The organism is Proteus genomosp. 4 str. ATCC 51469, from assembly GCF_003144375.1.
Lineage (GTDB): Bacteria > Pseudomonadota > Gammaproteobacteria > Enterobacterales > Enterobacteriaceae > Proteus.
On record NZ_PENV01000008.1, the window covers coordinates 1 to 13,135 of the forward strand.

Here is a 13,135-nt window from a genome sequence, read left to right on the forward strand (position 1 = left end):
CAAGTATTACAATACGGAACGGATCAAGATAAAATTAAAAGGACTGAGTCCGGTTCAATACCGAACTCAGTCTTTACCTAACTAATTTAAACTGTCCAATAAACTGGGGTCAGTTCATTCGGCGGGGTTTTTTGTTTTATGGCATTTCCCATTAAAGTTGTATTAGTATTTTATATTTATAAATACGCCAATAAAAAATTTAACTATAAAAAATTAACTTATGGTAGTGTTAAGTAAATTTTAATTAATGGTGTTAAAATATAATAAAAAAATTACTTTTTAAGTCAGCGAAAGAAAATTAGTATAGAACATAAATTACTTAAAAACATTTGACGAATAAGAAAGATTTATATAGGTGATTTATGAAATATGGTAAAAAACCATTATACAGAAAACAAAATACAACAACACGAATTCACCCTTGTGAACATCATGCTGGTGGAAAATATAAATGGGAAAGAACAAAATATAATAAAATCAATGAGCTTTCCATCGCTCGTTTATCAATGAAAGGAAAGGTAAATAGAGGTTATGACTATACACCATTATTCCAATTTTTATTAAGTAAAGTAGGTCGTTTATGGAATGATATTTTTAGTGAAGTGGTTAATCGTTTAGATAAAACAGAACCAATATATTGGATGGTTTCCTTAGATAATACTGAAAAACGTGAATATGTTCGGATCGGTGATAGTTCATATTATTCACAACTATATATTGATAATAAAGGATATTTACAAAAAGTAAATCCATTATTTGATAAAGGAAGTATTCCTATCTATTGTTCTTGTTGTACGTATACATTTAATGGTGAGTTAATCATATAATGTGGTGTTAACTTTGCTTAGATTATAAATCTAATGCTTTTAGATTGATATAGAATGTTTCGCTATATAAAAACTAGTATTGTATTTATAATAAATAGATTAGGATTGATATGAAAAAATATTCATATACTCAGCTATTCAGTTACACATTTTTAATTTTATTTATCATGGCTGTGTTTTTCTATTGGAAGTTTGAAATTAAAGAGTACGTTATAGTTTCAATAGTATCAATTAAAATGGCATTAGTATTTTCTGTTATTATTTCTATAGTATGCTTTTTTTGCATATATAAAAAAACAACTTTTAATAAGACAGCAAAAAAAATATTATTTTATCCTTTAGCACTAATTATGATTATATTTTTTATTCAATATTTTATACTTTCTAATATCGTTTATTTTACTGGTGGAGAAGTAAGTAGTTATAAATCTAATTATTCATATGTTGAAGGAAGAAGGTCATGCTCAGGTATAAAAGTAAATGATGAGAATGAAGGTGAAATAAAGGTTTGTAATAAAATTATTCATGGCAATATTTATGAAACTGGGAATGCAGTAATTTTTAAGAAAACGAATACTTTTGGTTTTGAGTTAATATCTGCCAAAACATACTAATAATAAGCTAAAATATAAACCTCATATTAAAATTTATGAGGTTTTTTATGTATTGGTTTTATAAAATAAAATTGTTAAAAATTCATTCTAAATCCTGCTGTTATATATATTGGAGTTTCTATTTTATTTCCATTTTGATAGTTTATTTCTGTATAGAAAAGAGCATCATTACCTATGCTAGTTGTTAAGCCAGCACCATATTTACCAACATTTCCAGAATAATGACTATCAAATGATATATTATTAATTTCTATTTCATTATTTTTTATGAATTCACGAGATATAGCTGCTTTTATATAAGGCTTAACACTATGGTTTGCAATAAGTAAATTACTTTCTAATATAGTTCCTAATTCATTCTTTAAGCTATCAGCATTGTGGATGTTTGCTTTCATTCCATTATCTAATAAATAATGTGATTTACTAACATGAGAATAAATGACCTGACTGTATGGTGTGAAAGTTAATTTATTGGAAAAATCAATAGGATAACCTATTTCTGTTGATGCTGTAACTGCATGTTGATTGTAATTCCCTTTAACTCTTCTTCCTTCATTCATATTAGTATTGATTTCACTATGAAGATGATTAATTTTAAATAAAGAGTCTACATAAAAGCCAGAATGATCAAGCCAAGTTAAATAAATACCACCACCATAGCTGTTAATATCACCATTATTAATATTATCAAATTTGATTTTACTCTTAGTATAAGAAGTCATTAAACCAAATAACAATTGATCATTATTTATAGCTATTTTCTTATCTATACCAATTTGCATTCCATTTAAATTTGAATGAAATTGACTATAACCTTTATCGTTCAAATGAGAATTATCATTTAAATAGCGAACCCACACACCGAGATCATTGTTATTCTCATGTAAGAAACCCATTCTTTGGCGTAAATTGCTCGTCTCAACACTTAATATATGTTGCGGTGCTGAGGCCATGTTAATAACGGCTTGAGCACTATTACTTAATACAGGCTGACTAATACTAGGCTGTTTAGAGGTGTCAGGCTGTTTAGAGGTGTCAGGCTGTTTAGAGGTATCAGGCTGTTTAGAAATATCCGGTTCACCAGTTTTTCCACCTACAAGATACCATTCTGTATGACCATCATTAGTCTTGCTATTTAATTTATATTTCCAAACACCAATTTCAACATTACCACCTTTATTTAATAAATTAAAATTAGCATCACCACTATTCACATAAACTAATTGAACATTTTTAGGGTCATATATTTCTTCTCCGATATCATTTATTTTTAAACCGAAATATCCAGTTGCATGATCTGAAATATAAATATTATCGCTTAAACCATCAGCTAAGCTACTACTTAAAATAAAAGTACCTTCACCAGCGAGTGTTTTTAATTCAAGTCGATTAAATTGCATGCCAGAAGCATAATGACCCATTTCTAATTGGCTACTAGCTTGCATCTCTAAATTGTTAATATGAGTAATTAATTCTGGGCCTGATTTTTCTGGTCTCGGGGCATCACCATCATCACCATAAATTTCGTTCCATGTAGGTGCAATATATGTTTTACCTGCTAGTGTTAAATTTTCTATAAAGATGTTAGCTGAAGGAACAGGATCATTTTTGGATACATCAGTAGTTTCAGAATCAATGTTATCAATATATAATTTGGCATTTTTATCTATAAATAATTTGCCTATAGATGATGAATTTGCGTTCATATCAATATTACTTGTACCTGTTATTATAGTATCTTTAATCGTGGGAATACCCACATCTTTTATACCATGAGCATACATACTAATATTGGCATCATCTTTAACAATTGTACCTATTGCTAGACTGTCGCCGTTCATTCGTAATACTGCCTCATCTTCAAGAGTAATATTTTGAATTTTGTGGTTTGTATCTATATAAAGATTTATTTTATTGCTATAAGTCGAATTAGATGTAATTTCATTATTAGAGAGATGACCGTCCGTTGTGCTATTTTCTTTGGCATAAACCGAATTAGCGAAGAAAGATAAAAGACTAATAGTAATAATATTTTTACTAAAATGTTTATTCAGTAGCATGAAAAATAACCTTTTTATTTTTTATTGTGTAATAACTATTAAATTATTCTTAATGATCATATTGTTTGCTTTATTTATCAATTTAAATAACCTTAAAAAAATATATTTAGAATATAATCTTTCTTAAGGTGAACTCTATTAAAGAAAAATATAATTATTTAATATATATAATAATATATCTTAGGTGGGTTATTTGACTTATGGTATTTTTTATTTTAAAAGAAACACCATAAGATAAAGATAAGAGAGTAATATAATAGCTAGTTATTATATTTTAGGTGTTCTGTATACTAAAAGAGCAACAAATATAGCCCATAAGAAACTGATGACTTTGAACCATTTAGGATATTTTTTTTGTAGAGAAAACCAGCAAAAAACAAAGGGAACCCAAAAAGTGGCAACTGCTAAAATGGCAAATTTTGTTTTATAAAACCTTTTTGCTTTGAATTCTTTTTTAACTCTTTTCTCAATTTCTTTACTATTTCTTTCTACTTCAGCTCTTTCACTATTCCATGATGGATATTTATTATCTAGCCAGCGTGTTATCCCAAATAATGAGGTGGTAATTCTATTCTTTGCATGTTGACTAGTGTCACCAGAATATCTAATTTCTTGAATAATTTGAAAAAATGAAACAGTAAGCCTGAGAAACTCGTTGTCTAATTTCTCATAATGCAAAGGTTTATCAGAGTTGGGGCTTTTACTTTTTTTCTCTGATCTTTCAAAACAACCGATCATTGTAGTGACTTCATCAATAGCTTTATCTGTAAATTTATTAAATTCTATTTTTTGAATTTCTTGTGGTGATGGCCCATCATCAGAAAGACTAATACTGTATGTAGTTCCCAAACCAGGAAAAATGGAGTTTCTTTTTCTTACATTGGCTTTTACGGTTCTTTTGGGATTTAGAAACATGAATAATACCTATCTATTTTCTAATTTATCATAAGTATGTTAATGTTTTTTCTAAAAATAAACAATGAACTATATTGCCAATATCCTATCGATAACGTATTACTAATTATCTTTAAATGATGATTTTGTAAAACCGTGTAAGTCAGACCTTTCTGTTACTATTTTGTGCCAATATTTTCTCTCTTATAAATGGGGAATTATTATGTCTACAATGAAAACAGAAGTTATTATTATTCGTTTAACAAAAAAAGAGCGTGCATTATTGGATTCAATAAAAACAGCGCCACTACTTGCAGATTGGATGAAAGAGTTAGCACTTTCTAAATTACAAGAGCAGGATCTTTTACCTAATAAATAGTTATTGATGCCGGCAAAAAAGGAGTTGGTCGGCAATAACCACTTTACTATTTTTAGTATAAATTTAAAGGTTACTGGAAACTGTTCAAATCATATAAAATTAAAACATTTTTGATTAAACTCATTGATTTTACAGTTTAGTATTTTTGAACAAACTTAAAGAGGTTTGAAGCTATTGTAATGAAAAATAATATCGATCTATTCTTCATAAAAAAGCCCAATGTGGCGGCATTGGGCTTAGTGACTCAAATAGATGGGTATAAATAACTATTAGAGATCACTACAAATATAGAGAATTTATATTTTATGAGTTAACAATAAGTGCTTTTTTTTCAACAAAAAATGCGGTGATACTGCTTTTTGTCTAGTTTTAAGGTGAATTGGTGTTTTTTTATTCTTTTTTGTTTGAATTTATCTGTTTTTTGTATCTAGCTGTTTGAATAAATTAATGCTCGTTTTTATGGTGTTAGGTGCATAGTAGTAAACTCGTTATAATCCTGTATGGGGAAATTGCTTTAACTGAGCTCATTTTTAATTTTGGAATATGATGATAAATAAAAACAAGATATTACATATTGTTGAACAACAAAAAAGCGTATGCAAAAAATATGGAGTCTTACCTGAAAACCCGGAAGAGATGGTAGCAATTGCTTTAGATACCTTAAGTTTAACGCCTATCTATGGAACACGTATAAAAAGATCTAAAGATGGTACGATAAGTTGGTTTTTTTATTGTGGCGAATATTGTGAAAGAGATGATTTTTACCAGGCATTACATACAGAACATTTAAACACAGTGTTACCTGAGGTAATGAAATATCTTTATCTCCCTGAAGGATATAACTTTATTATTGATAGAGATGGTTATGAAGATGTTTGGTCAGAATAGGAAAAATTAACTAAGTATTGTTCCTTTTTATTTGCTTAAGTATAAGTAGCTTTATAAAGCCATATAACTCAATGCATTACGTATAAAAATCATAATTAAAGTGTTTAATATAAAAATACTTAGTAATTTTTAAATTAGAAATATTAATTGATGTTAGTCTTATTTTTAACATAAAGACAATGACAGGTTAATCAGTTTGAGTAAGACTTAAAATAGTACTTAATTCACAATTAATAAGGAAGGTAGCTATTTATGTTTCCAGAATATCGTGATTTAATTTCAAAGCTTCGCCAAACAGACCCTCATTTTCGCGCTCTTTTTGATCAACATAATGAACTTGACCATAAAATAGTAAGATTGGAACATAAGGATAGAAGAGGGTATGGTGAAGAAGTTGTAGAGTTAAAAAAACAAAAATTAAGACTAAAAGAGGAAATTCATCAGATCCTCAAAAACCCACCAGAAGAAGAATAGCAAATTATTATTTTATAAATAGTTAAAATATTGAAACCATCCTTTGTAAATCTGGGTGGTTTTTTATATTTGAATAATACAATAAGTATAATCACTAAATTTATTTGATTAATGAAAGGCTACTCATGTAGCCTTTCATTGTTGAGGTTTCAATAATATCTTACTTCAAGTTTTATCTTTCCATAGGACATCAAATTGATCTGAATTTATTTTATAAATAACTCTAATGTTATCATTAATATAATGCTTATAAGTTTCATTATTAGAAAAATAAACAGATACTGCTAATTCACACTCAGAAGATAATTTTCTTGGTGCATCAATTATGCTTGAGAAAAAATTATCCTTTTGGAGTTGATGGTGAAGTTTCTTGACCGCATATTGTTCATGAAAAAGAAATAAATAATTATGCGTCATTTTTATTAGTCTCATGGTGGTTTATTTTATTTGCGGTATAAGTATAAATAACACCAACAATGAATGTAACCAATAGACCAATAATAACAACGAATTTGCCATTATCTGTAACACCTGCGGGGCTTGAGGCATAAGAGAAATTATGAGCAAAAGCAGCACCAACTAACATACCTAATACACTAATTGCAGCATCGGAATTGCCTTGCCCTGCATTGGCAAGTTGGCGCAATGGACAACCAGTAATAAATACACCACAAAGGCCTACAAGCAGCATAGAGAGAAAATTCCATAGTCCATCACTATGAGCAATTGGTTGATTTTCAAACCCAAGATTAAATTTGCCTAAGTAGAGATTACCTAAGAGTACAACAAGTGTTAATGCGATCACCCCAAGCGCCATATTATAGTTACGTGATAAAAAAACATGTTTTGCCATTCCAATAAAACAAAACCGAGTTCGTTGAATAATAAAGCCAATAATAAGTCCTGCAATAATAGACATCCATATTGGAGCATGACTTGCGCCAGGGCCTTTCACACTGGAATTAAAAATATCACTATTCCATAAGAATAAAGCAAACAAGAATACGCATATAACTGGTAAAATAAAACCTTCTACAGGAGATTGTCGATAATTTCGTGGAAGGGAAAATCCTTTTTTTATGAATAAGCTTCCGATACCAATTCCGATTATTAATCCAACTAATCCTATTACTGCGTTTAAATCTCCAGCACCAATACGAAGTACCATTCTTAATGGACAACCTAAGAAAACTAAGCAACCGACCATCATTAAAAAGCCCAATGTAAAACGAATAATTGGCGCTGATCCAGCTTTTGATTGAAACTCTTTGAATAGTAAAGCAGCTACAAATGAACCGAGAATAAAACCGAATATTTCAGGACGAAGATATTGTACTGTTTCAGTATTATGTAATCCCATGCTGCCTGCACTGTCACGAATAAAGCAAGCAACACAAACACCCATATTAGGGGGATTTCCGTTAATACCAAGAAGTAAAGCGATAGCACCAATAGCAATTCCAGATATAATTAAAACCCATTTTATAGACATTAAATGCCTCCGTTGGTGGGGTAACCCCCTGACTAATAGAACCTATTAAGTACGGGCAACTATATATAAGAATGAAGCATGATTCTTTTATATAGATCACGGCAAAATTAATAAACCATATAAAAACAAAATTTAAAAGTTTAAATGTTAATTTAATTAGCAATAAGTTAATAATAAATTAAATAACTTGTTGTATATAATTGTTGTGAGAGTTAAATTTTAAATTGATACAGAAATAATTAAAACCAATTTGCTTTATTTTTTGTGTTTCATATGTATTTGTAATTAAGAATAAAAATTTTGATAATTACCTATGGATTTTTTGACATAATAAGAAGATGAGAGTCTTTGAACTAAAATATTTTCGTTCTTTTGGAAAAACTTATCATTTTCTGATCCGTGATAGTACGGTGAGAAAGGGTATCCTTCATTATTTAAATGTCGTCAATAAGTTTTTCGTCATAAGCTTGGGTAAGAAATGTAAACCTATTTATTGATCTCTTACGTAACATTACTAGTTCTTTAATTCCATTTTCAAGTAGAAGATCATAATGAAAGTTATCGCAAGCGTACCAGTCTATCTTATCAATTACTATTTTTACCTATATTTTTTTGTGGGTATTATTTTATCGAGCATTATTTTTATATGAGCTTTATGATTAAAAAATTAAATTCTTAATTAATAAGAATAACACATTAATTTAAAAGGAATAATTTAATATATAGAGTTAATGCTAAAAGTGACAAGCTAATTTTCAATTATCATATTTTGATTTTATTTATTATTATAATCATTATTAGATGAAACTTTATTTTTTAATTAAGATAATACTTATCCCCATTTTACTATTTTTTGAGATAATACCGACTTAAGAAAAATAATAGAAATTACTTTCTAACTGTTAACAATACTTAAAGGATATTTATGAAAAAGCTTATTTTAGCATTGGGTTTATTATCAATCTCTTCTGTTGCTGTTTCTGCTGATTTATCTAAAGCATGTGAAGACTATTTTAAAGAAACAGACTCTTATGTTGAGTTAATGGCAAAAAATGATGCAACTAAAGCTCAAGCTGAAGCAATGAAAGCACAGTATGCTCAGGCGAAAGAACAATTTGCAGCATTACCTACAGATGTTCAAGAAAGTACTTGTAAGCAAGCATTAGATTCTTTAGAACAAATGAAGAAAATGTCAGCAGGTCAATAAAGTATACTGCGCATTATAAGCCTTATATTTTTTAATAATTATAAGGCTTTTTTATTTTTTAAATTTTAAATAATTAATTATATCTTGGTTTTTATTACCTTTCTCTTTTAAAATTACACGAATAGATAAAAACAATATAATTTGAGTCTATTTTTTAATAAAAATACTTTTGCTGATATTTTTTATATTTTTGAAATTATATTCAGGTTAGTTAGGAGGTTATATTACCCAAGAAGTATATGTAATTAATATAGATTAAATTGAACCATATAAAAAATGAATTTATATGGGTATATTGTTAATTTTACTTATGTGGTTATAAAATTTTATTTATTGCTTTATTTTTAGCTCGATTATTTATTGGTTTTTATTTTATAAGACTATTTTTCTTTTTTTATATAATTAATAAAAATTATTTTGTTAGTAAATGTTTTTTATGGAATAATTATTTACTCCTATTTCTTATTGATATTTATATTATGCATTACCCTTTATTTTTATTATTTTCTATGTTCATTATCGCTGGATGTAGCTCTAGCAAAGTAGCTCAAGCTAAGTTTTCTGATATACATATTGATAATCCTGAAGTTGATAACTCCCACATTGATAGTAACGCAGTTAATAATAACTTGGTTTTTATGTTAGGGAAACAGTCACGTTTTGAATTAGAGGTACAAGAAGATAATCGTAAATTTGGACAACTTTTTAAAGTTGGTTTAAATGAGCCAAAATCATCAGTAAATAATCAATATATAAATAATGAATACTCAACAATGAAGCCTATTCAAAAAATAAGCTTTACGATGCCAGTTCCTGAACCTATTTGGAATGAAAAAAAACAAACAGTTGAATTTAAGTGGATACAAAAGCCACATTATACTTTTGATGCTTATTAATACTGTCATATCAATTTATAATTTAATTTTATACGGAAAATTATGCGCATAGTAATCACTTTATTGTTATCTTTTCTATTATTAGGTTGTACAACTGATAATGTGACTTTTAGTACAGGCAATTCAGGGAGTCATAGGATAGGTAGCCCGGTGTGTTCTACATTAGTTTGCGGTAAAAACACTCGAACGCCAGGGGAACAAAAAGCCATTAATGAGGCAGTTCATGAACAACAACGGGCTATAATGCGAGGGGAGAAACCAGATCTAAAAATTATAGCTTCTTACTAAGTATTTATTATTATCTATGCCAGTAATATCTTACTGGCTGATATTAAATCTTATTGATAATAAAATTAGTTCTACTCTCTATTGCTAATCTAGGTAACTCAATCAAACTATAATTATAGTTTTTATAAACTTCTAGCATTGCTAAATAAGTTTCCTCTGCTTCTTTAATTGTTTGTTTTCTTTCTTTATCCTGCGTATAGATTTCAGGCCAAGGTGGGGCAATAAATACATTTGTTGAATAACGAAATAACATTATTGCATTGTTAAGATGTTTGGGAATGGGTAATCCACACAATAACAGATAGCCTGCAATATCGGGAAGTCCTCTATCATAGAAATAGGGAGTTTCAGCGTTGGCTGCTTCATGCCATGAACGCAATTCCCAACTTAGCATTAATTGTGCGAAAGCTTCAGGATCGATCCATGGTAGCCCATTACCTTTGATAAGAGTTTGATCTTGTATAATGGCTCTACCTGCCTCTAAAGAACAAGAGTAGCCTTTATTTTTAAGTGCATTAATTAACGTACTTTTTCCTGAACCTGGGCCGCCTGTTAATATAATGCGATATGGTTTTTTAGACATAACAATTCCTAAAAATTTTTATTGTTAACAGAATAAAAAATGAGGTTTTTTTGAAGGGATAGAGAGAATGAGAATAGTGATAAATGTAGTAATAAAAGATAAAGTCTAGGAATAATAACATAAAAAAATAAAAATTATAATTAATATTTTCTAAATAAAAAATAGTGTAACTAAATACACTATTTTTTATAAGAGATAATTAATGGTTAATATTAGGGAATACAAGGATCTGGTGCATAGTTGTTATCCTTTGGAAAAGGATTAGGTAAATAGCTGCATTTTTTCATTATCTTTTCTGGTCCCTCTTCTGATTCGAAAAGAGCAACACCTATTACGCCTATATTTCTTTTATCACCTTGTACATTATAATTTACATACCCTTCATCTGGTAAACTGAAGCGAAATGCAGCGACTTGTTGGTCATTTTTCCTAAATCCTTCAATAAATAAAGTTTCTCCAGATCTTAATAAGTAACCTCTATTTTCGTATGAGCCTACTGTACCGCTAATAACATCTAATCCATCAACAGTAATGATTGCTTCATATATTTTTCTTGAACTGGTGTTATGTAAGAAAATAATATAACGTTCATTCTCTTTACCATATAATAAATATTGATTATTTTGTGAATAATAGAGAGGAATTATATTTCTAGATTCAGTCAGGATAGATATCTGTACGGGACTCTCTTTAATACGTGTAATTTTTGAGTAAGAACTAGCGGGAACTCCGCTCTGATAATATATTGATGTTGTTTGTGAAGGTGTTTGTGATAATCGATGGGCCTCAATGCTCTGAGTTACAGATAATAAGTTTTCTCCCCATTTTGTTGAGAGTGCTTTATTTTCAGTTTGTTCATTAGCGACACTTAAACTTGTGGGATAATTTCTCTCAATTGTTGTGCAACCTGAGATTAATATTAAAAGACTGCTTAATAGCGAAAGTAAGGTGATTTTTTTGAATGGATTCATATTATTGCTTTCCTTAGTATTTATACGAAATTCGGTTCTAAGTTTTATTAATATTAAACTAACGCTTGTTTTCTAATTTGTCTCTCAGCTAATTCTGAGGATAATGCACTTAAAAATAAATATCTTTAATTTAAGATAACAAGAAATAAAATATCAAAAACCATTGAGCATTTTGGAATAAATGTATTGAAATATAAAAAAAGTAAAAAATACGACCTTTTGTTTTGGTTGTTATTTACTCTTATTTTTTATTTGAGCATTTTATGCCTATGGCAGCACTAAATAGCAATTGAAAGCATCGGTAATTGATTCTACTATAGAACGTATATGTTTTATTATGATCTGTATATAAGGATTGGCGTGGGTATTGTAAAAATCTCTGATGAGCTACATGAGTATTTAAGAAAGGCAAGCAATGTAATGTCTCGCTCGGTTAATGCTCAGGCTGAATTTTGGATAAAAATTGGTATCCAAGCAGAGTTAAATCCAGACAAAACGTTCCCAATGATTATTAACGAAATGCTGGAAAAAGAAGCTATCAAGCAACAAGCAGAATAAGAGGAAAGGAATATGGATAAAATAACAATCAAAACGTCTGATGAAATTGAATTAATGCGCGAATCTGGACGTTTATTAGCACAAGTTTTTACAATGCTTGATGACTTTATTGTACCAGGTGTTTCTACATTAGAAATCAATGATAAAGTGGAAGACTTTATTATTAATGAACTCCACTCAAGACCAGCGAGTAAAGGCCAGTATGGTTACGAGTATGTGTTAAATACGTCAATTAATGAAGTTGTCTGTCATGGTGTACCAAAATCGGATGAACGACTGAAAAGTAAAGATATTATTAATGTTGATATTACATTAGAAAAGAATGGATTTATTGCCGACTCTAGTAAAATGTATATTATGCCAGAGGCATCTCCTATTGCGCGCAAATTAGCTAAAACAACATATCAAGCAATGTGGGAAGGTATTAAAGAAGTTAAACCGGGAGCAACATTAGGTGATATTGGACATGCTATTCAAAGCTTTGCACAAAGCCATGGATATAGTGTTGTAAGAGAATATTGCGGACATGGCATTGGTAGAGAAATGCATGAAGCACCACAAGTCTTACATTATGGTATTAAGGGGCAAGGTATTGAATTGAAAGAAGGCATGACTTTTACGATTGAACCAATGATTAATCAGGGTGGTGCTAAAATAAAAACTAAAAAAGATGGTTGGACTGTGGTAACGAGAGATAAAAAATTATCGGCACAGTCGGAACATACAATTTTGGTTACTTCAAATGGATACGAAGTACTGACTTTACGACCTGAAGAAACATTACCGTAATCGCTGATATTTCATATGGCTGGCTATTTTAAGAAAAACACAGAATAAAATTCTTTATAACTTAAAGATAATCCGATTCTTAATTAAAATAGCTAAGTCATATTTAGATTTTTCATATCCTCTCATAGTTTCAACATTCAATTTCATCGCTTTATTAAATCCAGTTGTAAATTAAACTTTTGTCATTATATTTATAATACCTATTAATAATTAGA

At 29.0% G+C, this 13,135-nt stretch carries 16 protein-coding genes; 10 read left to right on the top strand and 6 right to left on the bottom strand.

Features of this window, described 5'->3' with window-relative positions:
• The 3 genes from DK866_RS08930 to DK866_RS08940 all read left to right on the top strand — a co-directional run.
• Positions 1-85, top strand: an 85-nt coding sequence (locus tag DK866_RS08930; protein ID WP_157955987.1) for an IS3 family transposase, incomplete at its 5' end; no start/stop codon positions are given.
• 277 nt (positions 86-362) lie between these two features.
• Positions 363-827: a hypothetical protein gene (locus tag DK866_RS08935; protein ID WP_109408615.1), complete on the top strand. Its 465-nt coding sequence runs from the start codon at positions 363-365 to the stop codon at positions 825-827.
• Between the two features lie 110 nt (positions 828-937).
• Positions 938-1,441, top strand: coding sequence for a hypothetical protein (locus DK866_RS08940; RefSeq protein ID WP_109408616.1), 504 nt, complete (start codon positions 938-940; stop codon positions 1,439-1,441).
• A gap of 74 nt (positions 1,442-1,515) precedes the next feature.
• Here DK866_RS08940 and DK866_RS08945 read toward each other — a convergent pair whose 3' ends face one another.
• The gene (locus DK866_RS08945) at positions 1,516-3,501 is read right to left on the bottom strand and encodes an autotransporter outer membrane beta-barrel domain-containing protein (RefSeq protein ID WP_109408617.1); all 1,986 of its coding nucleotides are present in this window, start codon (positions 3,499-3,501) and stop codon (positions 1,516-1,518) included.
• Between the two features lie 267 nt (positions 3,502-3,768).
• A complete protein-coding gene (locus DK866_RS08950) occupies positions 3,769-4,416 on the bottom strand; it encodes a hypothetical protein (RefSeq protein ID WP_109408618.1) in 648 nt (215 codons plus the stop codon).
• Between the two features lie 202 nt (positions 4,417-4,618).
• Here DK866_RS08950 and DK866_RS19930 point away from each other — a divergent pair, with 202 nt between their 5' ends.
• The 3 genes from DK866_RS19930 to DK866_RS08960 all read left to right on the top strand — a co-directional run bounded on the left by DK866_RS19930 (position 4,619) and on the right by DK866_RS08960 (position 6,136).
• Positions 4,619-4,774, top strand: a complete 156-nt coding sequence (locus tag DK866_RS19930; protein WP_166541409.1) for a hypothetical protein — start codon at positions 4,619-4,621, stop codon at positions 4,772-4,774.
• A 546-nt stretch (positions 4,775-5,320) separates the two neighbouring features.
• Positions 5,321-5,662 carry an immunity protein Imm33 domain-containing protein gene (locus DK866_RS08955; protein ID WP_109408619.1) on the top strand — a complete coding sequence of 114 codons (342 nt, stop codon included), beginning with the start codon at positions 5,321-5,323 and terminating at the stop codon, positions 5,660-5,662.
• Between the two features lie 252 nt (positions 5,663-5,914).
• On the top strand, positions 5,915-6,136 hold the full coding sequence (locus DK866_RS08960) for a YdcH family protein (protein WP_072070432.1): 222 nt from the start codon (positions 5,915-5,917) through the stop codon (positions 6,134-6,136).
• Between the two features lie 165 nt (positions 6,137-6,301).
• On the opposite strand, the gene DK866_RS20315 is transcribed toward DK866_RS08960, so the two are convergent.
• Together DK866_RS20315 and yedE are read right to left on the bottom strand one after the other, a co-directional pair.
• Positions 6,302-6,568 (bottom strand): putative Se/S carrier-like protein, encoded by a 267-nt coding sequence (locus tag DK866_RS20315; protein WP_432206648.1) that lies wholly within the window; start codon positions 6,566-6,568, stop codon positions 6,302-6,304.
• Positions 6,543-7,628 (bottom strand): YedE family putative selenium transporter, encoded by a 1,086-nt coding sequence (gene yedE, locus DK866_RS08970; RefSeq protein ID WP_109408621.1) that lies wholly within the window; start codon positions 7,626-7,628, stop codon positions 6,543-6,545. The genes DK866_RS20315 and yedE overlap by 26 nt, the downstream gene beginning before the upstream one ends.
• Positions 7,629-8,553: 925 nt before the next feature.
• Between yedE and DK866_RS08975 the strand changes: the two genes are divergently transcribed.
• Both DK866_RS08975 and DK866_RS08980 read left to right on the top strand, forming a co-directional pair.
• Positions 8,554-8,835 carry a DUF5339 domain-containing protein gene (locus DK866_RS08975; protein WP_109408622.1) on the top strand — a complete coding sequence of 94 codons (282 nt, stop codon included), beginning with the start codon at positions 8,554-8,556 and terminating at the stop codon, positions 8,833-8,835.
• A gap of 479 nt (positions 8,836-9,314) precedes the next feature.
• Positions 9,315-9,731 carry a hypothetical protein gene (locus DK866_RS08980; RefSeq protein WP_109408623.1) on the top strand — a complete coding sequence of 139 codons (417 nt, stop codon included), beginning with the start codon at positions 9,315-9,317 and terminating at the stop codon, positions 9,729-9,731.
• 331 nt (positions 9,732-10,062) lie between these two features.
• Here DK866_RS08980 and DK866_RS08990 read toward each other — a convergent pair whose 3' ends face one another.
• Complete coding sequence (locus tag DK866_RS08990; RefSeq protein WP_109408625.1) at positions 10,063-10,602, bottom strand: AAA family ATPase; 540 nt, start codon at positions 10,600-10,602, stop codon at positions 10,063-10,065.
• Positions 10,603-10,814: 212 nt separating this feature from the next.
• Positions 10,815-11,573, bottom strand: coding sequence for a hypothetical protein (locus DK866_RS08995; RefSeq protein ID WP_109408626.1), 759 nt, complete (start codon positions 11,571-11,573; stop codon positions 10,815-10,817).
• A gap of 360 nt (positions 11,574-11,933) precedes the next feature.
• Here DK866_RS08995 and DK866_RS09000 point away from each other — a divergent pair, with 360 nt between their 5' ends.
• On the top strand, positions 11,934-12,131 hold the full coding sequence (locus DK866_RS09000) for a ParD-like family protein (protein WP_036937502.1): 198 nt from the start codon (positions 11,934-11,936) through the stop codon (positions 12,129-12,131).
• A gap of 12 nt (positions 12,132-12,143) precedes the next feature.
• Positions 12,144-12,920, top strand: coding sequence for a type I methionyl aminopeptidase (map, locus tag DK866_RS09005; RefSeq protein WP_109408627.1), 777 nt, complete (start codon positions 12,144-12,146; stop codon positions 12,918-12,920).
• Positions 12,921-13,135 lie beyond the last annotated feature (215 nt).

Excerpts from the sequence above, each read along its gene's own strand:
- DK866_RS08935 (WP_109408615.1), top strand. The coding sequence starts at position 363 with ATGAAATATGGTAAAAAACCATTATACAGAAAACAAAATACAACAACA.
- DK866_RS08940 (WP_109408616.1), top strand. The coding sequence starts at position 938 with ATGAAAAAATATTCATATACTCAGCTATTCAGTTACACATTTTTAATT.
- DK866_RS08945 (WP_109408617.1), bottom strand. The coding sequence starts at position 3,501 with ATGCTACTGAATAAACATTTTAGTAAAAATATTATTACTATTAGTCTT.
- DK866_RS08950 (WP_109408618.1), bottom strand. The coding sequence starts at position 4,416 with ATGTTTCTAAATCCCAAAAGAACCGTAAAAGCCAATGTAAGAAAAAGA.
- DK866_RS19930 (WP_166541409.1), top strand. The coding sequence starts at position 4,619 with ATGTCTACAATGAAAACAGAAGTTATTATTATTCGTTTAACAAAAAAA.
- DK866_RS08955 (WP_109408619.1), top strand. The coding sequence starts at position 5,321 with ATGATAAATAAAAACAAGATATTACATATTGTTGAACAACAAAAAAGC.
- DK866_RS08960 (WP_072070432.1), top strand. The coding sequence starts at position 5,915 with ATGTTTCCAGAATATCGTGATTTAATTTCAAAGCTTCGCCAAACAGAC.
- DK866_RS20315 (WP_432206648.1), bottom strand. The coding sequence starts at position 6,568 with ATGAGACTAATAAAAATGACGCATAATTATTTATTTCTTTTTCATGAA.
- yedE (WP_109408621.1), bottom strand. The coding sequence starts at position 7,628 with ATGTCTATAAAATGGGTTTTAATTATATCTGGAATTGCTATTGGTGCT.
- DK866_RS08975 (WP_109408622.1), top strand. The coding sequence starts at position 8,554 with ATGAAAAAGCTTATTTTAGCATTGGGTTTATTATCAATCTCTTCTGTT.
- DK866_RS08980 (WP_109408623.1), top strand. The coding sequence starts at position 9,315 with ATGCATTACCCTTTATTTTTATTATTTTCTATGTTCATTATCGCTGGA.
- DK866_RS08990 (WP_109408625.1), bottom strand. The coding sequence starts at position 10,602 with ATGTCTAAAAAACCATATCGCATTATATTAACAGGCGGCCCAGGTTCA.
- DK866_RS08995 (WP_109408626.1), bottom strand. The coding sequence starts at position 11,573 with ATGAATCCATTCAAAAAAATCACCTTACTTTCGCTATTAAGCAGTCTT.
- map (WP_109408627.1), top strand. The coding sequence starts at position 12,144 with ATGGATAAAATAACAATCAAAACGTCTGATGAAATTGAATTAATGCGC.